We start from the raw sequence: 22,870 nt of genomic DNA on the forward strand, positions 1-22,870 counted from the left end.
TATGAGAATAGATATATTATCTTTATTTCCTGAGATGTTTGGCGGAGTTTTTGGTTGTAGTATTACTAAAAGAGCGATTGAAAAAAATATTTTAGATATACAAATAACAAATCCTCGTGATTTTGCTTTTAATAAGCATAATCAAGTTGATGATACAGCTTATGGTGGTGGCGCTGGCATGGTGATGAAGCCAGAGCCATTATTTAGAGCTGTAGAAGACGTTAAATCTAAGACGCAAATTGAAAATAGCAAGGTTATATTGATGTGTCCTACTGGAAAAGTATTCACTCAAGAAAAAGCAAAAGAACTTGCTAATTTTGATCAGTTAATATTTATCTGTGGTCATTATGAAGGCTTTGATAATCGTGTGGTACAAAATTTAGCTGATGAAGTAATTTCTATTGGCGATTATGTATTAACAGGTGGAGAACTTCCAGCTATGGTGGTAATTGATGCTGTATCAAGAATGCTTCCAGGCGTATTAGGTTCTGGAGAGTCTGCGCCAACAGATTCTTTTTATAATGGGCTTCTAGAATATCCACAATATACAAAACCACGTGAGTATAGAGGTCTTAGCGTACCTGATGTACTACTTTCAGGAGACCATGCTAAAATAGCAAAATGGCGTCGACAAGAATCTTTGCGTGTTACGTATACAAATAGACCAGACTTACTTGAAAAAGTAGAATTAAGCAAAGATGATAAGAAATTTTTAGAGGAATTGAAAAATAATTCTAAATAAAAAAAGGCTTTTAATAGAAGACAAAATCTATTAAAAGCCTTTTATAATTTTTTAATAATAAGATTTAGATACAACACTTGTTAAAGTTAAATTAGAACTATCCGTGAAATACAAGTTTATTATATGGAATTCAAATATAACACTTGTTAAAGTTAAATTTTATAATAGAAAAGGATTGATTTTCATAAAAGTCATTCAAATACAACACTTGTTAAAGTTAAATGACACTGAAAAATCAAATTTTGTAAAAGTATTTAAATTCAAATACAACACTTGTTAAAGTTAAATTAAGGGTATCGAAAGCTTTATTATGACGCAATGTCAATTCAAATACAACACTTGTTAAAGTTAAATGATGTGGATTTATTAGAAATAGTTGATTTTCTAAAATTCAAATACAACACTTGTTAAAGTTAAATGAAGAAAGAACCAAGCTATATAAACCACTTTCACATTCAAATACAACACTTGTTAAAGTTAAATTTGGGTGATTGCTATGGTCGTGAACGTGTAGACTACAATTCAAATACAACACTTGTTAAAGTTAAATATTGGGTAGATGATAGTCAAGGCATAAACATATTATTATTCAAATACAACACTTGTTAAAGTTAAATAATTATAACGCTAGTTAAAACACAAGTTGTATGGCGGATTCAAATACAACACTTGTTAAAGTTAAATACACAAGGCGCTATAGCGTCATAGATTACTGACCCTATTCAAATACAACACTTGTTAAAGTTAAATAACGACTGCCTTTTTGTGCGTTCTGATAAAATTTGATTCAAATACAACACTTGTTAAAGTTAAATATTACAAAAAAGAATGAATACATCTTATTTTAATGCATTCAAATACAACACTTGTTAAAGTTAAATGCTTCCGCAAGCGTCTGGTTTATGTCTTTGCTTTCTGATTCAAATACAACACTTGTTAAAGTTAAATTCATTTTTATTATAAAGATGGAGAACACAAATGGTTATTCAAATACAACACTTGTTAAAGTTAAATAGAGCTACTAAATATTTAAAAAAGGTGGTAATAACTAATTCAAATACAACACTTGTTAAAGTTAAATAGAAATTCTAATATATATTTATCTTCTTGTTTTCTTATATTCAAATACAACACTTGTTAAAGTTAAATGCTAGAAAAATCAATCTTTATGACTTTCATTATACTATTAAAAGTATTGATATACAAGGATTTTAGTTATTTTTTACCAGCGATAATAGGATTTTTGGAGATTTTATAAAAAGGTTTAATTTTCAAGCTTTAGAGGAGTTTTTCTTAATTTTAGCTGGTAATTTTATGATAAATAAAATTTTATTAAGCAAAAAACAAAAAGCAACTATCATTGATAGTTGCTTTAATTTTATAAATCATATGGTGACCCACCCGGGACTCGAACCCGGAACCTGCTGATTAAGAGTTAAAGCATAACAATTTTATACATAAAATAAAGCCTTTGACATCATAATATTATTAAAATGTGTTTTTTTCGGAGAAAAATAATGTTATATAAGGTATTATATTTAGCTATATATTTCACAACATGATGTCAGCATGATGTCAAATATGATGTCATTTTTGAACACGATTATTAAGAAAATCAGCTATAGTCTGTTTCATCTGTTCGGTTTTGTGTACATATCTATTAAGCGTAAAAGAAGCATTTGCATGACCAGCTTGTGCTTGAATTGCTTTAGCCGGGATATTGGCTTCCGCTAAAGAAGTCAAGCAGGTGTGGCGAAATGATTTAAAGGTTATATCCGATTTTATGCCGGCTTTTCGTTTTAATTTCACAAACTCATGTGTTATATTATCCGGCTGAATAAAATCGCCAAAACGTCCTCTAAAATTTGAAGTAAAAACAAAATCTTTATTGGTTAAAATACGACTGTTATTTTTAAATAGTTCTTTTTGTTGTTCTCTATGTTTATTTAAAACAGATTTAACGATATTAGTTAATGGGATATCTCGTATACCATAATCTGTTTTAGGTTCACCTAATGAGAATCGAGATGATAGTGGAGCATGTCTATTTGTTTTAATCGCATGATGTATGTGCATTGTATTGGTTTTAAAATCTATATCCTGCCAGCGAAGAGCTGCTATTTCAGAACGTCGCATACCTGTATCATAGGCAATCCAAAGTATAGCTTTTAGTTGCAAATTAGAGGTAGCATTTATAAGTTGTTTAAATTCATCTTCAGATATGATAGTAGCTTCCCTTGCTTTTGCTTTAGGCTTTTTTACATTTATACAAGGATTTTTATTTATTAAATCCTCTCGTAATGCTTGCTGTAAAATTGCATTAATGATGATATAGCAGTATTCTTTTGTTCGTTGTGTTGGAATATTTCTTAATACGGTACGTACTAATGACGGAGTGATATCTTTTAGTTTATATTTATCTAATGTAGGGGATATATGCAATCTAAGACTGTCTTTGTAGCTGTTTATAGTTGTTGGAGATACATCATCAGATTTTATTTTTAACCATTCATCAGCCCATTCTTTGAATGTAGGCATTAATATTTCTTTGCCATTATCTAATTTAACACGATTTAATTCTCGTTGTACTTCTTCTTCTGTATAACCATATACATATACACGGCGTTTTTCATTCGTCAATGGGTCCGTAAGCATAACGGAAGATTGATATCGTCCATCTTTTCGTTTTTTCATAAATATCATGACCTTTCAATAATTATATCTATTAAATTATAACTAAAAAGTTATTGACTATTAATAACTTTTTAGTTATAATGAATGTGTAAAGGAGATGAGGAAATGCCTACAATATGTATGTTTAGAGGTATTAAAATTTTTATTAATTGGAGAGAACACAGACCACCACATTTTCACGCTACATATGGTGGAGATGAGGTTATCATTTTAATTAATGAATTAGAAGTTTTAGAAGGTGCAATTCCTAGTAAACAATTAAAAATGCTTTTAGGTTGGGCAGCTTTTCATCAAGAAGAGTTAAAAGAAAACTGGGAACTAGCTGAAAAAAATCAAGAGTTGTTTTCAATAGAGCCATTAAAATAATGGCTCTATTCTTTAAATCATGAGGTGATTTAATATGAAAAAAGATGTAAATTATTATTTATCCTTAGGGCTTGATGAAGCAATGGCTAAATACTATGCTTCTGGAAGAAAAAAAATTATAGATGTTAAAGCTAATGAAAATTATACACTTGTAATTACTTTTAATAACGGGGAAAAGCGTTTGATGGATTGTAAGACATTTATAAAAGACAATACTGTATTTGCAATATTGAAAGATTACAACGTATTTAAGCGTGTATATGTAGATAGTACACATTCTATTTCATGGGATAAAGACCCTAATATAGATAGTGAAAAAGTATGGAGTAATAAAATAGATTTATGTCCAGATAGTAGTTATGTTGATAGTATTCCAATAGAAGGTTAATAGCATGAATGATATTAAAATAAATAATTTACGTATAGCAATAATTAATGAATTAATAAGAGCTAGAGAGGAACAAGGAATAAGTCAAAAAAAGCTGGAAGAGCTTAGCGGAGTAAAACAGCCTGTTATTGCTCGTATTGAAAAAGGTAAATCTATTCCTAATACAGATACACTCGTAAAATTACTTACACCATTAGGTAAAAAACTGGTTATTGTTCCGCTAGAAACAGTAAAAAATACTAAATAAGATTAAAGCCACTGTGATTTTAAATCATGGTGGCTTTTTTATTTTTATTTAAATTTATCTTTATTATTTTGATACCATTCTTCTATTTCTGGTTGTGATTGTGGATTTTTTAACCAATCTTTTAAATTTTTGACAAAATCATCTGTATTATTTTGGGATTTTGTTTTAAAAGAAAAACCTCCAAACATTGAATGTAATTCATGTTCCTTTTTTGAGGTAAGTATATAATCTGGTTTTAGTTCAGTAAAATCAATCGTTTTGCCATTTAAGTATGTTTTTATAATATAAGCTATTGTTTCAGCTTTGTAATAAGAAAATGGTAATTTAGGAAGAAATTCGTCTAACACAGCTAATATAAATGTATCAAAATTTGTATAAAGAATATTTGACGCTATGGCATTTTTGTGTATTTCAGATACATAAGAATCAGTAAAATAATTTCTTTTATAATCAGTAATATGAGGGCAATTTTTCTTTAATTCTTTACACCCAGATAAATGTAATGCTATAAATTGAATAAATCGTTGAAGGGCTTCTTTACTATCTCCATTTTTCGACATATATATAGCTTCATTTGATAAAATTCCCCATAAACCTGTGAAAGAAAAATCCTTATTCTGAAAAGATTCTTCAATTTGATGATTACATATAGTATATAAAATTTCTTTAGTTGTTATATTAGGATTTTGTTTTTTTAGTAAGTTTCTATATTCCTCAATAATAGCTATAGAAAAATCAAAATAATTGTTATTAATTAAATAAATTTCATATTGTGATAATGTATTTTTACCTTGTTCAGTTAATATATAAAAGGAATTTTTAATATAATATTGTAATTCTTCTTGTTTAAAGTTAGAAAATATTCTTTCTAATAAAATAGATTTTTTCCCTGAAACTTTAAGTTGTTTTGATTTTAAAATATTTTTTAACTCTGGTATAGTTAAGAATTCCAATTCTTCATATAAAGTTGATTTTCTTAAATATCCATTAGTTATTAACTTTTTTAATGTACTTTTATAATCACTGCCAATCTCTGATAATTTATAATCTGGCAATGTTGTATCAATAGGTCTGTTATAAAAGTAGTCTAAAGCAAATACTTCTTTTAGTGATAACGGTTTATATATTGAAGTATTATTCATATTTTGTTCCTTTCTTTATACATAATAACTTGAAATTTCTCTCAAGCATATTAGCTATGCTTTTTGTCTAGATTCTTGTTCATTTTCCATAACAATATCATATTCAGCTTCAATACGTGCTTCAATTTTTAATTTTCTTGCTTCCGGTAAGGCTCTAAATTTTTCTAATAAATTTGATTCACGTTCATTTATATTGTTTTCAATAGATACTTCTTCTAAAGTGTATTTCTCTTCTAGATTTTTTTTAACATCAGTTAAACCAATAATGTAATTTAAATCCATATTGTGATACCTTGCATATGCAGATAAAAATATATTACTTGGTTGTGCTTTTCCACTTTCCCAACGACTCATCATGCCACGAGTTATTTGTAGATTAAATGTTTTATTTAAAACATCAGCCTCTTCTTGCATTGTTAGTCCAGCAGATTCACGTAATTCTTTTAACCTTTTACCTGTAATGTTGTTTATATTTTCATTCATTTTTAACAACTCCTTTAACAAATTATATCATTTTTGTTCCTTTTCTACAACTTTTTTAATTTTTTATTAAAAAATGTATTGACTTAGGAACAAAAATGATGTATATTTAAATTGTTCCCAAAAAGAAACAAAAAGTGGAGGTAAAAATGAGATATTTAAAATTAAAATCATATTTCATTGCAAATGATATTAAATTTGACGTAATTGCTAAAGAATTAGGAATATCTAGAACAACATTATCAAAAAAGATAAATCGTTTTAAAGGAACAGATTTCAAGTTAGATGAAGTTAGAAAGATATGTAAATTATATAAAATAGACGCAAATGAATTTTTTTTGCTCTAATTGTTTCTTATAAGAAACAATATTGTAATTTATAGCCAAGATAAATTGGGTGGCAACCAAAATAAAATATTAAAAAGAGGAATAAAACAATGAACACTTATTACGAGGTAGAGGAATATATTTTTCCTATAAAAACAAAAGAAGAAGCTATGAAAATAGCTAAAAGAATTTCTAGTATGAGAAAAAAAGTCATTAGAATTTTAGAAATCTCTAATGGAATTGTAAAAGAAATAAAACTATAAAAAAGAAGGGGCGAATAAGTATGTTAACTAAAAAATTTAAATCTAATAAATTCTATGAAGTAACAAGATATATATTTAAATATGGTAATGAAACTGATGAACTCGACGCAAGTACAACGGTTTGGGATACTTTTGAAAAAGCTATTGCTTATATAGAAAGATATGCTACCGGCTTAAAATTTGCGAGTGCTTCTATTGAAGAAATAGTCGTTAACAAAGAAATAACTGCTGATGATTATAAACATGGCGATTATGAATATGTATCTACTCAAAAAATTTATGATGTAACTGATGATTGTGTTGAAGATTTTACAAAAGAAAAAATTTGCTACTTTGAAAAATCTGAACAAGTTGATGAAACGATAGAAGAAAAATCTGAATCAGTAACCGAAGAAGTTTATAAAATTTTCCAAGTAGATGAAGGTACTGCATGGTGTATAGAAGCAAAAACTTTAGCAGAAGCTAAAGAAATTGCTAAGAAATATAAAGGTCATATTGTTATAAAAAAAGGGCTTAAGATTGTGGCTGAATTTAATAATATTGATGATGAAAAAGAATATAAGATTTGTTTTGGTAATGATAGAACATTTGGTGTTCAGACTGTAGGCTTACAGTCAGCTTTAGAGTTAGGACAATCTTATGCAAAAAACCATATTGGCGAAAAGATAGTTATAATCGACGAAGATAAAAATATAGTGAAAGAATTTTTTGAAGAAAAGAAAGCACTTGTAAAAAGTAATATTAAAGCTAAAACAAATTTAAAATCTAGGTATTTAACTAAAAAAGCGTGGGATAATTCACATCAAGATTTTACATCTTGGGCTAATGCTGAAGATATTGTTGATGAGGAAATAGTGCAACATTTTAGGGACTGTGTTTCTCCAGTAGCTTATGACGCAATGTATTTACAATGTGGAGAACCATATAAACATGGAGCTAATCCTAAAACAGGAAAATGGGAGCCAGCATTTATAACTTTTGCTAGAGAGCTTGGTTCGTGGGTATATAAAGGAATTTGTTTTTATAGAGAATATGAGGACGTTGGTTAACTATGGAATTAGAAATAAATATACCAATTTGGCGAAAAATTCTTTTAACTCCAAGTGAGGCGACTGAATTATTTGGATTACCTGCCCAATTTTTTAGAGTAGCAGGAGCTTTAACAAAAAGCGGTCAATATGATTTACCTTGTTGCTGGATAGGTTCACATTTAAAAATCAATAGACCTAAATTAGAAAAGTGGTTAGAGGATAAGTCAGATGGTGTAACAGATTTTAAGACATCATATTTATTGGAGAAGATAAAAGAAAATACGCCCCGCAGAGGACGTAAAAGAAAAGAACGTTGATTACAAATATATTATCTCATGAAATGAGGTCTAATAATATGAATAAAGAGTTCGCAAAGATGTGTTATTTTGCACGATTAGAAACAGGGTTATCGGTTAAAAATGCCTCAAATCTATTAAATATATGTGAACGTCAATTAAATTATTATGAAGCAGGTCAAAAAAACATTCCTGATGATATTGTAGCTAAAATGACTAAGGTATATGTAAATCCCGAATTAGGATATGAGTATTTAAAACAAACAAAAACAGGTCAAGAACTGGCATTACCGACTATAAATATGAAAGGAATTTCATCACGAACATTACAGTTAAGAGTATGTATTAAAAATGTAATAGATGTCTTAAATAAATTAGATATCATCGCTTGCGATGATGTAATCGACCAAAAAGAATTATGTACTTTTATGGATTGTATGAAACAAATACAGTTGTTATCAGGTGCTTGTGTGGGTATTAGATTATTTAGCCCAATAAAAAAATCCGCACTGACGGGAACAGCACGGATTTCTTTGATAACATCAAGTTAAATTTTTGAAAGTAAGTGTATTATACCACATTAATAAAATTTTTGAAAGGGTGATTTTTTTGTACTGTACCTATGCTAAAAACGATGAATTTAATTTGTTAATAAACAATATTATGAGTGATAAAGATTTTACGGATAATCTTGAAAAATGTGTACGCATATTAACAAGGGATTTTGTTAATAAAAAAATGCACGCTATTAAATTTATGTCAAAAATCGTTTATGAATATGGGTTAAAACAATTTTTGACAAGTAAATGTGTATTCCCATTAAAAGAAGGTACTACACATTTTAAATTTAAAATAAAAAATTTTATTTTTGAAATGGATGTATTTTTATATCCATTGGAAAACTTAGAAAAGCCATTCAAAAAATATATACAAGTAACTAGCATAACTTTTGGTTTAGAGGGAAGGTATTAACGTGGTAAGAGTATCAATTTTCAATAAGGATAGACAATTACAGGGAAAAATAAAACTTCCAGCAACGTCATTAATATTTCGATTATCTGAATTAGTGGAATTTCAAAATAATATTTTAAAAACGGGAGGCATCATAAGTGAAGTTAATAAAATTAGAGTTAAATAATTTTAAAGCAATTAAGGATTTTACATTTGAGCCAAATGGTGAAGATAAAAGCATTTTTGGTAAAAATGGTGTAGGTAAAACTACATTAGTAGACGCTTATTTTTGGGTGCTAGTTGGTAAATCTAGCACCGATAAAAAGATTGATGACGATATTAAATTAAAAGATAATACAGGCAATCCACAATTAGATAATGGTATAGAACACAAAGTAGCTGCTACTTTAGAACTAGATAATGGTATACAAGTAACCTTATCTAAAATATATCAAGAAAAGTGGACTAAAAATCATGGTAAACCTGTAGCCGAATTTGATGGACATACCACAACTTATTTAATTGATGATGTAGCAAGAAGTCAAAAGGATTATAACGCTTATATTGAGCAACATATCGGCTCTATTGAAGTTTTAAAAATGTTATCTAGTGCCACTTATTTTTGTAATATGCCATGGAAAAAGCAACGTGAATTATTGCTTGAAGTTTGTGGGGATATTACAGACGAAGATGTAATTAATTCTGATGAGCGATTAAAAGATTTACCTTCTATGTTAGAAGGTAAAAATGTCAATGATTTTATAACATTAATTACCCAGCGTAAAACTAAATTAAATAGTCAACTAAATAAAATTCCAACACGAATTGATGAGAATCAAAAAATGCTGGACGACGCCAATGAAGAGATTAACGAAGAAGTTATTGAAATAGAACTGAAGGATTTCCGCAAAAAGAAAAATACTCTTGAAAATAAATTAACTACAATCAAAGGTGGGTACGCAGTAGCTCACCTTGAAAGACAAATTGCTCAAATTGATACCAAAATAGAGCAGATAAAACAGCAATATGACGCAACTAACAATGCTGATGTATTAGAATTACAAAAACAAAAATCTGCTAAAGAAATAGAATTACAGAAAGAAAAACAACAACTCGACAATAAAAAAAATGAGAGTGAAATACTTAATAATAAAATGACAAGTATTTCACAACAAATAGAAGATTGTCGAAACGCTTGGAAAGTGGAAAAAAAGAAGGTATTTAGTGGGGATAATATTTGTCCTACTTGTGGGCAAGCATTACCGCAAGAAAAAATTAACGAAGCAATAGAAAAATTTAATAAAACTAAAGCTGATAATTTAAAAGCTTGTACAGAAGCAGGTACGAACTTAGCTCATAAGAAACAAGAATTAGAACATAAATTACAGGATAATGAAAATACAATAGCTACACTAGTAGAAAACATCAACAATCTAAATAAAAATATCCAGGAATTAGATGTGCAAATTATAGACAAACAAAAGAATATTACTGAGACAGGATATTCCGAAGATGAGGAATATCGAAATCTATATAGAGAAAAAGTAAATCTAAAGAAAGAACTTATCTCAGTTCAAGATAATTGTGCTAATTCTTTAAAACAATATCAATCGGAGCTTGAACAGCTTGATTTAGATATTGATGTAAGAGCAGAGAAATTAGCTAAAATAAAACAATTATCTGCTTTTAAAAATCGCATTAAAGATTTAAAAGCAGAACAAAAACGATTGGGCGAAGAATTTAATAACTTAGAATTTAAATTAAACCTCGCCCAAATATTCACTAAAAATAAAGTAAATATGCTCACAGATAAAATTAATAGCAAGTTTAAAATAACTAGATTTAAGTTGTTTAGTCAACAAGTAAACGGTCTTATAGACGATACTTGTGAAGCCATGACTCAACAAGGTTCGACATATGGTAAGAGTATGTCGAATGGTGAAAAAATCATAATTGGATTGGATATTTGTAATACTTTAGCACAGCATTATAAATTAGATGTCCCAATGTGGATAGATAATGCGGAGTGTGTAAGTGAGATATTAAAAACTAATAATAGCCAAATGTTTAATCTTATTGTTGCTCATCATGATTTTTTGAGAATTAAAGAACCAATACTAAAAAGATTTTAAAAGGAGATATTCAAAATGACAAACACAATAATGCTAAAAGAACAAAATACAATGCCTGGATTTACTTCAAAAGATAGTTACCAGCTTCTTTGGAATATGGCAAAAATGTTTTCCGAAACAACATTAATTCCAGAAAGTTTTAGAAAAAATGTAGGTAATTGTGCTATAGCTATTAACATGGCTCAAAGATTAAAAGCCGACCCGCTTATGGTAATGCAGAATTTATATGTAGTATATGGCAATCCATCTTGGAGTAGTAAATTTCTTATTTCTGTATTCAATCAATGCGGAAAATATACAAGCATAAAATATAAATATGTAGGAGATAAAAATACAGATGACTACGGTTGTATAGCTTACACAACTGAAATTGCAACTGGAGATAAAATTGAAGGTCCACTTGTTACGATTGGTTTAGCAAAAGCAGAAGGCTGGTTTGCTAAAAAAGGTAGTAAATGGCAGACAATACCAGATTTAATGCTTAGATATAGAGCTGCTGCATGGCTTATTCGTACTACTGCTCCAGAGTTAAGTATGGGATTACAAACACAAGAAGAAATTCAGGATACACACGAAAAAGATATTACAGAAGAAGCAAAACCAGTGCAGGAAATAAAAGAAAAAATGGCGTCTAAGACATTGGAAATGCCAAAACAAGAACCAAAATCAGAGGTATTGGATAAAATCAATAAAGCTGAAGCTAAAGCAAAAGAAACAGTACAAACTAAATCTGTAAAAAAAGAAGAACCTAAAAAAGTTAAAATCGAGCAACCTGCCTTTGATGAACAGGAAGACGATGAGGAACAACCACCATTCTAATTTTTAGGAGTGAAGTATAATGTTTATTTCTTGTTATGCCAGTGGAAGTGCTGGAAATCTGTATAAGATAGAGAGTAATAAGACCACACTTTTAATAGAGTGTGGTCTACCAATGAAAGATATAAGACATTGTCTAGGGACAACTATTGATGATGTAGAGGCTGTTTTATTGACACATGAACATAAAGACCATAGCAAAGCAATACACGAGTTTTTAAGGTTGGGTATCGATATTTATACCAGCAAAGGAACAGCGATTGCCTGTGGGGTGGAGAAAAGCCCCTACGTGCATTTTATCGAAAGCGAAAAGGTATTTATTGTTGGTGATATAACTATAATGCCATTTAAAACTAACCATGACGCATGCGAGCCGGTAGGATTTGTTTTAAGAGATAATAAAGATATTTTAATGTTTGCTACTGATACTTATAATCTTGAATTTAATGTCAATAAGATTTCGCAATTAATGGTTGAATGTAATCATAGTTACGAAATCTTAGATGAAAAGCTTAAAAATGGGCAGATAGATAAGAGCAGATATAACAGGTTAGTAAAAAGCCATTTTTCTTTGGAAAATTTAAAAACATGGCTTAGTAAAAATGATTTGACTTGCTTAAAAGAAATCTATTTATTGCATTTATCTAAACAAAATTCAGACGCAGATGAATTTAAACAAGAAATAGAAGCTATGACAGGTATTCCTGTATATATAGCAGATGAAAATGTAATAAAAACTGGTAATTATATTATGCCAACTAGCACATGGGAATGTGTTCCTAAACCTTCAACTCGTAGTAATTTTTTTTACAAAATTTTTAGAGAGGAATAAAAAAATGAAAATGATAGTGCATACCACTTTTAACGGGAAAGTAAATTTTATAAATCTAGATGGATTTGAAATATGTGTAAATGGGAATAAATGGGATTTAAGAACTTTTGAAAAATTTCATGTCTGTAACTCTATTTTTAGGTGTAGGGAATATGATTCTATTGTTTGTGATATTGTGGCAAAATGCAAAACTACAGGGAAACTAATTGAAATATGTAGGGTTGATTCTGTTAATGACGCAAAAGATATTATTCGAGAAATAATAAATCATATGTCCGATATATATGAAGTAATTCAGAATAAGAAAATATTACCGACTTCATTAAAACATATTAAGAATTATTGTGCAGCTATAAATGGCAACTGTAAAAAATGTGAAATTATTAAATACAGTAAATATACATGTGCTGGATGTTATCGCCAGGATTTTAAACCTATGAATTGGAAATTGAGAGAGGATGTATAAGATGTCTACAGAAGAACGTTATTGTATTAATAGTGTAAAACTTATTAAAGATAAAATCAGAATGGATTTTACAGACAATGGAGATAGCGTAAAACGAGATTTTAAACAAAAAGCAACTCCAGAATTTTATGCAGCTATTACAGGTTTAAAAAAAACGGCATTGGCTATGATGGGATTATCAGCTGAAGCTGAGAAAGAGATTTCTTCAAAAGTGGAATGTTACGGCGTTACTATTTATCACGCTAAAGATAACACTATTGGCTGTAGCATACACCTAAAATTCTATACTGGTGAGGATGATAATCCTATAATAATTAACACTCCAAAAAGAATGAACCCTTCTGACGAATATAGCGGTGATAAATGTCTTAGCGAAGATGGTAGTAAAAAATTAGACGATTTAATTTATGCTGCACTTGATTATTTGAAAGGTAAACGAGCGCAGGTGGCACTATTTGATGCTGAAGGAAATGTCGTGGAACAAACAAAAGAAGAGCCTAAATCAAAAGAAACAGCAAAACAAAAATCTAAAAATAAAAAGCCTACTGTTCCTGTTAGAGCAGAGGTTATAGATATAAATAGTTTAACAGCGGAAACATTGCCTAATTAAAGTGAGGTGTAATAAATGGGGCGAGTAAATGATGATAGCTATATACAAATACAAGGCTGGATGATGACACGTCTTGATTTAAAACCATTAGAATTAATAGTATTTGCTATAATACACAATTTTACAATAAATAATCAAAAATATACTGGTAGTTATAGTTACCTAATTGAAAGCCTCAAAATTTCTAAACCAACAGCAATAAAAGTTTTAAGTGATTTGGTTAAGAAAAACTATATTCTTGAAAAGAAAGGCAATTTTACGACACCTAATAAATATACTACTAATATTAAATATATAAAGAAATTGACTACACCTAGTAAAGAAACTTTACCACCAGTAGTAAAAGAAATTGACTACCCTAGTAAAGAAACTTTACCACCAGTAGTAAAAGAAATTGACTACCCTAGTAAAGAAACTTTACCCAATAATACTATTAATAATACTAAATATAATACTACTAATAATATAGCTGCTGCTAAAGAAAAACTTCAAAGATTTTTAGATGATGATTTTAAGGAGATAGTTGACTTATTCTCGAACAATATTCATCCAATTAACGGTGAAGTTGAAGGCAATAAACTAGCTGATTATTTTGACAGTTATGGTAAAAACTGGGTTCTTGAAGCAATAAAAGAAGCTGCGTTATGTCATGGACGGTCGGTTAATTATATTGGAAAAATACTAATGCGGTGGGAGAAAGAAGGCTTTAAAAATGATACTAGCAACGAAAAAAAAGCAGCCACAATGGTTCGACAAGGAAAAACAGTTGGACGTAAAAGAGTATATTCAACGAATAAAACAGAAACAACCGAAGAGGCAAGAAGAAAATTCGCCAACGAAAAAAGTGGTTGGGATTAATGAAAAGCAATTAATTAATGCAGGAATACATGAACGATATGCAGATGTATCTTTTAATACATTGAAAATAGATGGAGATATTAGAGAAAATGCGAAATTAGTTTATAACTACTCAAAAAATATGAGTGAGTATATAAAAAATGGTATAGGTCTTATATTAGCTGGTGGATATGGTACTTTAAAAACTACATTAGCAGTATGTATTTTAAAAGAATATATAAATAAAGGTGGATATGGGTTATTTATCCCTATGAGTTCATTAATGGACAATTTATATTCGATGAAAGCGAAGAACATTGATGAATGGACAATGTTTGAGGATAGATTAAGAAATACTAATTTATTAGTAATTGATGATTTAGGTGGAGAAGATGTTAATGCACCATGGGTATTACAAAAAGTACACAGTATAATAACTGAAAGGTACAATCGAAAAAAAACAATAATAATTACAACAAATTTGAATAAACAAGAATTAGAAAATACTTATTCTGGTAGGCTTATTGACCGTTTAAAATCTACAAATTACTACATTGCATTTAATTCACCGAGTCAAAGAAAAGTAATGAATATAAATGATTTAAAGGAGTAATAAAATGACTGAAGTAATTTTTGTATCTACAAAAAGAAATAGTAGTATTGGATATTTACAGCAAGGAACTTCTGTGCCATACGAAAAACCTTACTTTAATGCGCTAGTTGAAAAAGTTCTTGGAAAGAAATCATCAGAATATATATCACATGAAATAGAAAGTTATTCTAATAAAAAAAGATTTGTAATTGTTCTTCGTGATGAACAACTTAAAACATTTTTAAAAGCAAAAGCTTTGATAGCTACTTGTAAAGATAAAAGAATTAAAGATGAAAATATTTCAGATTTAATTATGAGTGGAGTTTTAGGATAAAATGCGTAATAAAGATTTAATACAAAGAGCTATTCATAGTTGTATGAATAGAATAGGACTTCCTTATAATGGAGCTTTTAAAGTTAAATATAACGATAAAACAGAATTTTGCAAAATATGTAAAGGAATAGATGGATATTATGAATTACAATGTTTCGTTGGTGGTGTTTGGATTACTACAAACGAGAGCAAACTTAATGTACTAGATATTCTTTTTGGAAGTGCTAAGATATTAAAAATTTACAAAGGAATAAACTTCAAAAAAGATTATTATAAACATAATTAAATAAATATAACATCAATAATAATTTTTGAAAGGTTGGTTTTATTATGTGGAAAGAGTGTAAGTATTGTCATAGAGAGTTTTGGACTGATTATATAAAAAAAGAGTATTGTTCTGAACACTGTGCATATAAGTATAATTATGAACGTTCAAGAGCAAGTATTTTAGCTAAATATAAAAAACCACGTAATAGTATAGATAATGTTATAAAATCAAAGAAATCAAATAAAGTTGTATTTAATTTCATAATGGAACTTAACCAGCTAACTACTTTAAGTTATGGAAAATTAATGCAGTATTATCCAGATTTGAATAAAATTAAAAGTTTTATAGATTATCAGCAGGTAGTGGGAAATGCTAAAAAAGTAAATGTAGATAAGATTATGTTGAATCACGCTAAACAATTAAATTTAGATTTTAATTAGGAGTTTAAAATGATACATGAATTAAAAATAAAGCCAAAATTTTTTCAAGATATTATAAATGGAATTAAAAATTTTGAAATTCGCAAGAATGACCGTATGTTTAGAGTTGGCGATATATTAGTATTGTCCGAGTTTGATTATATGGATAATACTTATACAGGTAATCAAATTAAAGTAAAAGTAGATAATATATTAACACATGATGATTTTCCAGATGGTATACCTATTGATTATGTAGTAATGAATATAAGACGATATAACTCTTGGATACCAGTACAAAATGATATTTATTATCGCATAGACATAGACGGAGATATCGTTGAAGATACATGGGAAGAAACAACATTTGATTATGCTGTTTTGATGATAGGAAATTGCTTTAAAAGTAAAGTACAAGCTGCTATGTATAAAAATTATTATGTACATTTATATAAGGGGTATCAAAATGAAAAATATAAACGCAATTAAAACTTTTATGCAAGAAAATGGAGTTCATTTTGAAGAAGAATTTTATGTTGATTTTGGAGAAAAACAAGAAATATTTAATATAGATAATTTAAAAAAATTTAGTATTTCACAAGATGATGAAGAACTTTATTTCACTAATGATTCAGGTGAAGAAATATCTTGTGAAGAAATAGGAAACATACTATTTAATGATGATGTTCATGTTATTACTAAAAATTATTTTGAAACAATGATGAATTACTATATTAGTATTTCTAAAATATGTGATGACTTTAATAATAATGAAACAGAATGTACTAAATGCCCTGCATGGTCATGTAATGATGGATGTTTTTTTATAGATAGTTATATTCCAAATGGAATAGTAGAAAATTTAGGGATTCAACATCATTTGCCTATACCAAGAGATTATAAATATAAAAATAAATTTTTATGTAAATGTAGAGATTATAAAGAATTAATAGGAAATACCAATGAATAAAACACCTTTTGCATTTGTTTTATATGGCAATCCTGTAACAAAAAAGAATAGCCCAGTTATGGTAAAAGGACGTTCAGTCCTTTTACCAAGTGAGGCTTATCGAAAGTATGAAAGTTCTTGTAGAAAAGCGTTACAGGTATTAAAAGTACAAGAAAAATTAAGACATTTTAGTATGGGTGTATCTATGTGCTGTCTATATTACTTAGAAAGTAAAGCTCATTATCCAGATTTATTAGGATTATTACAAGCAACATCAGACATTATCTCTGATGAATATAAAACAATAAACCATAAAAAAACGTTATACACAAAATGGGTACTTTCTGACGATAGAATAATAAAAAATTTTGATGGTAGTAAGATTGTAGAAGTAAATAGTTTACAACCTAGAGTAATAGTTATAATTACACCACTTAGCACAACTATTGATACGGAAACAGACCCATATATAATTAAACAACTTCAGGAAGAAAATAATTTATTTGAGTGATATGTCATGAATGATAACTATTTTTTAAAAGAATGTGAAGAAAAGGTAAGTATAGAAGCTGGTCATGTACTTAGAAATTTAGAAAGATTTGCTGAAGAAGAAATGCTTGAATTTGATTGGATATTACTAGAATTTAGAAAACAATTTAATAGAAAGATAAAAGAACGAGGTATTAATTATGACTTATGAAGAAATGAAAAATAAACATCAAAACGAATATGATACATTTGCTAAAGACAAAATTTTCTATATATTTACTTCTAGTAAAGAAGAGTTTGAAAAGAAATTAAAAGAATATGGATTAAATAGAGAAGATATTTGTTCTATTGGTTATGGTGGATTTATAAGAAAGAAAGATAAGGAAGCATTAAAAAATCTGACACAAAGACATAGAAAAGAAAAGCAAGAAGCTATAGAACAAGATAAGGACGGAAGTGGATTTATAAAATCTATGTTTATTTATGAGCTTTGGAGTCATGAATTTGCATATACTTATGATACAGAAGATACTTTGAATGATTTGGGATATACAATGGAACAAATAAATAATGATGAAGCTTTAAAGAATGGTTTAGATTTAGCTATTCAATACTTTTATAAGAATTAAAAATATAGGAGATTAAGATGAGGGAAATATTATTTAGAGGTAAAGATATAGATACAAATAAATGGTGTTATGGTGGATATGTTAGGAAAGTTTTATTTAAAAATACAAAAGATGAAAAAATAAGACATTATATATTTGATGGAGAAAATGCCGGACCAATAGTAATGCATGAAGTTAATCCAGAAACAGTAGGGCAAGCAATATGGCTTAAAGATGTAAACGGAAATGAGGTTTTTGAAGGAGATATTGTGGAAGAAGTTGAACCCGAATGGGGAGAACCTTCTCGTGCTGTTGCTGTTTTTGAAGATAATCAATTTGTATTTGGTTATAATACCGGAGCAATATTATCGGTTGAATTTTTTTATAATGAAATAAAAATAGTCGGGAACATATTTGATAATGAAGAGTTATTTCAAAAAATATCTGAACAGCACAGAATTAAATATTATCAAGAAATGAAAGAATTACACGGTGATTTAGAAAGTTTATAGGTACTAAAAATACAGAAAGTGTGAATGATTATGCAATGTGATAAACGATATTATGAAGCCAATACAGGTTTTATGTGTTGGATTAATAAGAAACCATGTAATAAAGATAATTGCACATTAAAGCATAGATTTATAAAAGATTTCTCAAATAAAGTTGTTAAAAATTTAAAGGAGAGTACAAAATGACACCATTTAAATTATTTAATATTTGGAGTAAACGAAAAGTTAAACTTGTTAATAATGGAGAAAACAATGGAAAAACGCAATCATGAGCATTATATGGACCCAGTTCCATATAATGCTATAAATAAAATTGAAAAAGAAACTGAACAAAAAAGATTAGTACGATTAAAAATAGCCTTAAAAGCTACGAGAGCAATATTTAAAGAATTTGGTTTTGAAGTTAAAGAACGTATAGTAGTTAAAGATTTAGAAAGTAATAAAATATATAAATAAAGGAAGCTTATATAATGTTTAAAAGACCACCAACTGAATATGAAATTATAAAACAGAATAATGAAAAACGAAATCGTAAAGTTTTTGGAACAACAATAATAATATTTGTTATAATAGCAATTTCATTTATATTAGCAGGATGAAAATATTAATTTATTCAAGGAGCGATATATTCGCTCCTTTTGCTGTCGTATTTGCAATGGAGGTAATTATGAATAAAAGCGTTGATTACATTGGAAAAACAGTTTATTATTTAAAAAATTATAATCAATTTAAAATATCAATTAAAAACTTGACCGAAGATATTGAAGTATTACAACAGACTATGCAATTAGAGGCGGTTGCTCCTATAGCTAAATACGGTGATGATATTACTGCTGGAGGCAATAGTGAATTAACAGCAGTTGAAGCATATACAGCAAAAAAAGCACAGTATAAGGCTAAGATTATAGAATTACAAAATCGTTTAGAAATTATAAACAGAATAATAAAAAAGGTAGACCGCTCCATTGACGGTCTTGAAGATGAAGAAAAAAGAATTGTTATATCCTTTTATTTAGACAATAAAACATGGCGTGAAATAGCTCAACGGAATTATATATCAGAACAGTGGGCTAAAAAATGCAGAAATAAAGCTGTTAGAAGATTATCAAGAATGTTATTCGGTTTAACTGCTATACACGAACAGTTAGATTTATTCATATAAATTATTTTATCCACAATTATTGTGGATAAATACATAATTTTAATAGTGATTATTTTAGTACACATTTAGTATACTTTTTGTAGACTTTTAGTAATCATTTTAGTGCGTGTTTTTATACCCAAATAGGCGCCTTTTTGTTGCTCTTTTTTTATGTTTTTCGTGTTATACTAATAACATCAAAAATTGCATACGAGATTAAATCAATAATAAAGCACAAGCTATAATGCCTGTGCTTTTTCTTTTGGGGGGAAATAAACAAATGAAGGAATTACAAATAATTTATAAAAATATTTCTGAATTAAATCCTTATGAGAACAATCCACGATTTAATGATGAGGCTGTTAAATATGTAGCAAATAGCATTAAAGAATTTGGTTTTAAAAATCCAATTATCCTGGATAATAACAATGTAATTATATGTGGACACACTAGATATAAAGCAGCTAAAAAATTAAAAATGAATACTGTTCCATGTATTGTTTGTTCAGATTTAACACCAGAGCAAATAAAAGCTTTTCGTTTAGCAGATAATAAAACTGCTGAATTAGCTGATTGGGATATGGATTTATTAAATCAAGAATTTGCAGATATACTTGATTTTGATATGTCTTTATTTGGATTTATGGATAATATTCCAGATGTTAACTTAGATTTAACAAATGATGATAAATACAGTACAAATATTCAAATTCCACAATATGAAATAACTGGTGAATGTCCTACACTTGAAGCTTTAGTTGATGAGGACAAGTGCAATTCCCTACTAGGGAAAATAGAGCAAGCAAATATTCCAGAAGAAATAAAAGCTTTTCTACGTAAAGCAGCTACGCGTCATTATGCTTTTAATTATAAAAATATTGCTGAATATTATGCGCATGCACCAGCCGAAATTCAAGAACTTATGGAAGAATCTGCACTTGTCATTATTGACTATAATAACGCTATTCGTAATGGTTATGTTCAGCTAAGTGAGGATTTAAAATCCCTAGTAGAGAGCGAGGAAGAAAATGCGTGATGATTTTGCAGCATTTATTTTATCTAATGGCAGACCTAACAATATAAAAACACTTAGAGCTTTGAAGAAAGGTAATTACACAGGTAATTGGTATATCATATGTGATGATTTAGATGTTACATTACCGGAGTATAAAAAGAAATTTAAAGACAGAGTTATCGTATTCGATAAGCGTGCTATAGCTGCTAAAATCGACACGGGTATAAACGATAATGAAGATATGCGAGCTATTGTTTATGCTCGCAATGCTTGTTTTGATATAGCAAAACAATTAGGACTAACATATTTTTTAGAACTTGACGATGATTATACTTCTTTTGACGCTCGATATATTTCAAAAGGGAAAAAAGATAAACTTAAGGTCCGTAAAATTAAAAATCTTGATAATGTATTTGAGGCAATAATTAAATTTCTAGATACCTCAGGAGCATTATCAGTTGCCATTGCTCAAGCTGGTGACTATATTGGAGGCATTGATGGAAGATTTTATAAAAAAGGACTTGCTAGAAAGTGTATGAATACTTTCTTTTGTCGTACCGATAATCGCTTTTGGTGGAGTGGAAAACAAAATGAAGATGTATCAACATATACACATTTAGGAAATAAAGGAAAATTGTTTTTTACTTATACAAAAATATGTATTATCCAAGCAGCTACACAACAGACTACTGGAGGTATGACAGAGGTATATTTGGAAAAAGGCGGATATAACAAGCCGTTTTCAAGTGTTATTTTTAGTCCGCAAGCAGTTAAGGTGGCAATGATGAACACTAGCCACAAAAGAATACATCACAAAATTAATTGGAATTTATGTACTCCGAAAATAATCAATGAAAGGTACAAAAAAAATAAAAAATAAATATGCGGTATTTATAATTACTCATGGCAGAGCTAATAGACAATATCCACTAATTATTTCAAGTAAATATAAGAAGGTAAAAAATGATTGATGATAATAAATTAATTTTTAATATGAATAATGTTTTTTATAAATTGCCTATTACAGCAGATATATTTTTAACTAATTTTTGTAATAATCATTGTAATTATTGTACATATGGTCGTTGGGATAAATTAAGTCGTAAGCCTAGATATATGACATATGATAAATTTATTGAGTATGTACAAATATTATTACAGTTTAATGTTAAAAGTATTATTTTAACAGGTGGCGGTGAGCCAACGCTGAATCCAGATTTTGAAAAAATAACAACTTATTTAGAAGAAAACCATATACCATATGGAGTAAATACGAATTTTAATATTTTGAAGAAGATTGCTCCTAAATATTTAAAAGTATCTTTAGACGCTAGTAATCCTAAGCAGTATAAAGTTATTAGGGGTGTAGATAGATATACACAAGTTATTAAAAATATACAAGCCTATCGAGTGTGGCAAAAAGAAAATAACATTCCTACAAAATTAGAAATCCAATGTGTAGTAAAAGATTATGCTGACCTTGATTTTTATTATGCACATAAAGATTTAGATGTAGATTACATCATATTTAGACCTGTAGAAAGTACGCAAGCTCAATATTATAAGAATAAAAACAATGTAGCTCCAATATTAGATAAATTAGAACGAATACAATGTCGCGATAAGCGTGTAGTTATAAATTATAAATTTAATAGAATTGGATATACTCCTAGAGAATGTATAGCTAATTTCGCACAGATTGCACTAGATGAGCAAGGCAATGTTATGTATTGTTGTCACAAACCATATGAAATTATTGGACATATTACAGAAAAAGATATTCTAAAGAAAAAACTACAATATAAAACTAATATGAGTAAATGTGATGTTCCGTGCAGATTAACTGGTTGTAATTACTTATTAGATAAGGCAAAGGAGCATACTTCTGATAGTATGTTTATTTAGCCTTATTTTGACGTAATTT

At 28.4% G+C, this 22,870-nt stretch carries 34 protein-coding genes and 1 CRISPR repeat array; of the genes, 31 read left to right on the forward strand and 3 right to left on the reverse strand.

Annotation, left to right across the window (positions count from 1 at the left end; genetic code table 11):
* Position 1 precedes the first annotated feature (1 nt).
* Positions 2-742: a tRNA (guanosine(37)-N1)-methyltransferase TrmD gene (gene trmD / locus GXM21_RS04645; protein ID WP_008538275.1), complete on the forward strand. Its 741-nt coding sequence runs from the start codon at positions 2-4 to the stop codon at positions 740-742.
* Between the two features lie 62 nt (positions 743-804).
* Positions 805-1,891: direct repeats of the CRISPR family, unit length 30 nt; unit sequence ATTCAAATACAACACTTGTTAAAGTTAAAT.
* A gap of 438 nt (positions 1,892-2,329) precedes the next feature.
* On the opposite strand, the gene GXM21_RS04650 is transcribed toward trmD, so the two are convergent.
* On the reverse strand, positions 2,330-3,436 hold the full coding sequence (locus GXM21_RS04650) for a tyrosine-type recombinase/integrase (protein ID WP_008538273.1): 1,107 nt from the start codon (positions 3,434-3,436) through the stop codon (positions 2,330-2,332).
* Positions 3,437-3,541: 105 nt separating this feature from the next.
* On the opposite strand from GXM21_RS04650, the gene GXM21_RS04655 reads away from it, so the two are divergent.
* The 3 genes from GXM21_RS04655 to GXM21_RS04665 are packed head-to-tail and all read left to right on the forward strand — an operon-like array spanning position 3,542 to position 4,437.
* The gene (locus tag GXM21_RS04655; protein WP_008538272.1) at positions 3,542-3,802 is read left to right on the forward strand and encodes a DUF4160 domain-containing protein; all 261 of its coding nucleotides are present in this window, start codon (positions 3,542-3,544) and stop codon (positions 3,800-3,802) included.
* Between the two features lie 34 nt (positions 3,803-3,836).
* The gene (locus tag GXM21_RS04660) at positions 3,837-4,190 is read left to right on the forward strand and encodes a DUF2442 domain-containing protein (RefSeq protein WP_008538271.1); all 354 of its coding nucleotides are present in this window, start codon (positions 3,837-3,839) and stop codon (positions 4,188-4,190) included.
* A gap of 4 nt (positions 4,191-4,194) precedes the next feature.
* Positions 4,195-4,437, forward strand: coding sequence for a type II toxin-antitoxin system RelB family anti-toxin (locus GXM21_RS04665; RefSeq protein WP_008538270.1), 243 nt, complete (start codon positions 4,195-4,197; stop codon positions 4,435-4,437).
* 44 nt (positions 4,438-4,481) lie between these two features.
* On the opposite strand, the gene GXM21_RS04670 is transcribed toward GXM21_RS04665, so the two are convergent.
* Entirely contained in the window at positions 4,482-5,579 is a 1,098-nt protein-coding gene (locus tag GXM21_RS04670; RefSeq protein ID WP_008538269.1) for an SAP domain-containing protein, read from the reverse strand.
* 54 nt (positions 5,580-5,633) lie between these two features.
* Positions 5,634-6,083 carry a helix-turn-helix domain-containing protein gene (locus GXM21_RS04675; protein ID WP_163604675.1) on the reverse strand — a complete coding sequence of 150 codons (450 nt, stop codon included), beginning with the start codon at positions 6,081-6,083 and terminating at the stop codon, positions 5,634-5,636.
* A 125-nt stretch (positions 6,084-6,208) separates the two neighbouring features.
* Here GXM21_RS04675 and GXM21_RS04680 point away from each other — a divergent pair, with 125 nt between their 5' ends.
* From GXM21_RS04680 to GXM21_RS04810, 27 genes are all read left to right on the forward strand, one after another.
* A complete protein-coding gene (locus GXM21_RS04680; protein ID WP_008538267.1) occupies positions 6,209-6,406 on the forward strand; it encodes a helix-turn-helix domain-containing protein in 198 nt (65 codons plus the stop codon).
* An 89-nt stretch (positions 6,407-6,495) separates the two neighbouring features.
* Positions 6,496-6,648 carry a hypothetical protein gene (locus GXM21_RS04685; protein ID WP_008538266.1) on the forward strand — a complete coding sequence of 51 codons (153 nt, stop codon included), beginning with the start codon at positions 6,496-6,498 and terminating at the stop codon, positions 6,646-6,648.
* Between the two features lie 20 nt (positions 6,649-6,668).
* A complete protein-coding gene (locus GXM21_RS04690) occupies positions 6,669-7,697 on the forward strand; it encodes a hypothetical protein (RefSeq protein ID WP_008538265.1) in 1,029 nt (342 codons plus the stop codon).
* Positions 7,698-7,699: 2 nt separating this feature from the next.
* Positions 7,700-7,996: a MerR family transcriptional regulator gene (locus tag GXM21_RS04695; protein ID WP_008538264.1), complete on the forward strand. Its 297-nt coding sequence runs from the start codon at positions 7,700-7,702 to the stop codon at positions 7,994-7,996.
* 38 nt (positions 7,997-8,034) lie between these two features.
* On the forward strand, positions 8,035-8,526 hold the full coding sequence (locus GXM21_RS04700; protein WP_008538263.1) for a hypothetical protein: 492 nt from the start codon (positions 8,035-8,037) through the stop codon (positions 8,524-8,526).
* Between the two features lie 4 nt (positions 8,527-8,530).
* Positions 8,531-8,947: a hypothetical protein gene (locus GXM21_RS04705; RefSeq protein WP_154645558.1), complete on the forward strand. Its 417-nt coding sequence runs from the start codon at positions 8,531-8,533 to the stop codon at positions 8,945-8,947.
* Positions 8,948-9,084: 137 nt separating this feature from the next.
* On the forward strand, positions 9,085-11,058 hold the full coding sequence (locus GXM21_RS04710; protein ID WP_008538260.1) for an AAA family ATPase: 1,974 nt from the start codon (positions 9,085-9,087) through the stop codon (positions 11,056-11,058).
* Positions 11,059-11,073: 15 nt separating this feature from the next.
* The gene (locus tag GXM21_RS04715; protein WP_008538259.1) at positions 11,074-11,877 is read left to right on the forward strand and encodes a hypothetical protein; all 804 of its coding nucleotides are present in this window, start codon (positions 11,074-11,076) and stop codon (positions 11,875-11,877) included.
* A 19-nt stretch (positions 11,878-11,896) separates the two neighbouring features.
* Positions 11,897-12,706 (forward strand): MBL fold metallo-hydrolase, encoded by an 810-nt coding sequence (locus GXM21_RS04720; RefSeq protein WP_008538258.1) that lies wholly within the window; start codon positions 11,897-11,899, stop codon positions 12,704-12,706.
* Between the two features lie 4 nt (positions 12,707-12,710).
* Positions 12,711-13,172: a hypothetical protein gene (locus tag GXM21_RS04725; RefSeq protein ID WP_008538257.1), complete on the forward strand. Its 462-nt coding sequence runs from the start codon at positions 12,711-12,713 to the stop codon at positions 13,170-13,172.
* A gap of 1 nt (position 13,173) precedes the next feature.
* Entirely contained in the window at positions 13,174-13,782 is a 609-nt protein-coding gene (locus GXM21_RS04730) for a hypothetical protein (protein WP_008538256.1), read from the forward strand.
* A gap of 15 nt (positions 13,783-13,797) precedes the next feature.
* The gene (locus tag GXM21_RS04735) at positions 13,798-14,640 is read left to right on the forward strand and encodes a DnaD domain protein (protein ID WP_163604676.1); all 843 of its coding nucleotides are present in this window, start codon (positions 13,798-13,800) and stop codon (positions 14,638-14,640) included.
* On the forward strand, positions 14,627-15,232 hold the full coding sequence (locus GXM21_RS04740) for an ATP-binding protein (protein WP_008538254.1): 606 nt from the start codon (positions 14,627-14,629) through the stop codon (positions 15,230-15,232). The genes GXM21_RS04735 and GXM21_RS04740 overlap by 14 nt, the downstream gene beginning before the upstream one ends.
* A 4-nt stretch (positions 15,233-15,236) precedes the next feature.
* Positions 15,237-15,545 carry a hypothetical protein gene (locus GXM21_RS04745; protein WP_008538253.1) on the forward strand — a complete coding sequence of 103 codons (309 nt, stop codon included), beginning with the start codon at positions 15,237-15,239 and terminating at the stop codon, positions 15,543-15,545.
* 1 nt (position 15,546) lies between these two features.
* Positions 15,547-15,831, forward strand: coding sequence for a hypothetical protein (locus GXM21_RS04750; RefSeq protein WP_008538252.1), 285 nt, complete (start codon positions 15,547-15,549; stop codon positions 15,829-15,831).
* A 44-nt stretch (positions 15,832-15,875) separates the two neighbouring features.
* A complete protein-coding gene (locus GXM21_RS04755; protein ID WP_008538251.1) occupies positions 15,876-16,253 on the forward strand; it encodes a hypothetical protein in 378 nt (125 codons plus the stop codon).
* A 9-nt stretch (positions 16,254-16,262) separates the two neighbouring features.
* On the forward strand, positions 16,263-16,721 hold the full coding sequence (locus GXM21_RS04760; RefSeq protein ID WP_008538250.1) for a DUF3850 domain-containing protein: 459 nt from the start codon (positions 16,263-16,265) through the stop codon (positions 16,719-16,721).
* On the forward strand, positions 16,699-17,202 hold the full coding sequence (locus GXM21_RS04765) for a hypothetical protein (protein ID WP_008538249.1): 504 nt from the start codon (positions 16,699-16,701) through the stop codon (positions 17,200-17,202). Before GXM21_RS04760 ends, GXM21_RS04765 begins: the two co-directional genes overlap by 23 nt.
* On the forward strand, positions 17,195-17,692 hold the full coding sequence (locus GXM21_RS04770; protein ID WP_008538247.1) for a hypothetical protein: 498 nt from the start codon (positions 17,195-17,197) through the stop codon (positions 17,690-17,692). The genes GXM21_RS04765 and GXM21_RS04770 overlap by 8 nt, the downstream gene beginning before the upstream one ends.
* 6 nt (positions 17,693-17,698) lie before the next feature.
* Entirely contained in the window at positions 17,699-17,881 is a 183-nt protein-coding gene (locus GXM21_RS04775; protein ID WP_008538245.1) for a hypothetical protein, read from the forward strand.
* Positions 17,871-18,299, forward strand: a complete 429-nt coding sequence (locus GXM21_RS04780; RefSeq protein WP_008538244.1) for a DUF7659 family protein — start codon at positions 17,871-17,873, stop codon at positions 18,297-18,299. Before GXM21_RS04775 ends, GXM21_RS04780 begins: the two co-directional genes overlap by 11 nt.
* A gap of 17 nt (positions 18,300-18,316) precedes the next feature.
* Entirely contained in the window at positions 18,317-18,790 is a 474-nt protein-coding gene (locus GXM21_RS04785) for a YopX family protein (RefSeq protein WP_008538243.1), read from the forward strand.
* 252 nt (positions 18,791-19,042) lie between these two features.
* Complete coding sequence (locus GXM21_RS04790) at positions 19,043-19,246, forward strand: hypothetical protein (protein WP_008538241.1); 204 nt, start codon at positions 19,043-19,045, stop codon at positions 19,244-19,246.
* Between the two features lie 211 nt (positions 19,247-19,457).
* On the forward strand, positions 19,458-19,952 hold the full coding sequence (locus GXM21_RS04795) for a sigma-70 RNA polymerase sigma factor region 4 domain-containing protein (RefSeq protein ID WP_008538239.1): 495 nt from the start codon (positions 19,458-19,460) through the stop codon (positions 19,950-19,952).
* Positions 19,953-20,211: 259 nt separating this feature from the next.
* A complete protein-coding gene (locus tag GXM21_RS04800; RefSeq protein ID WP_163604677.1) occupies positions 20,212-20,967 on the forward strand; it encodes a ParB N-terminal domain-containing protein in 756 nt (251 codons plus the stop codon).
* On the forward strand, positions 20,960-21,826 hold the full coding sequence (locus GXM21_RS04805; protein ID WP_008538237.1) for a GREB1-related protein: 867 nt from the start codon (positions 20,960-20,962) through the stop codon (positions 21,824-21,826). Before GXM21_RS04800 ends, GXM21_RS04805 begins: the two co-directional genes overlap by 8 nt.
* A gap of 83 nt (positions 21,827-21,909) precedes the next feature.
* A complete protein-coding gene (locus GXM21_RS04810) occupies positions 21,910-22,851 on the forward strand; it encodes a radical SAM protein (protein WP_008538236.1) in 942 nt (313 codons plus the stop codon).
* Positions 22,852-22,870 lie beyond the last annotated feature (19 nt).

The sequence above is a fragment of the Megamonas funiformis genome, assembly GCF_010669225.1.
Classification (GTDB): Bacteria; Bacillota; Negativicutes; order Selenomonadales; family Selenomonadaceae; genus Megamonas; species Megamonas funiformis.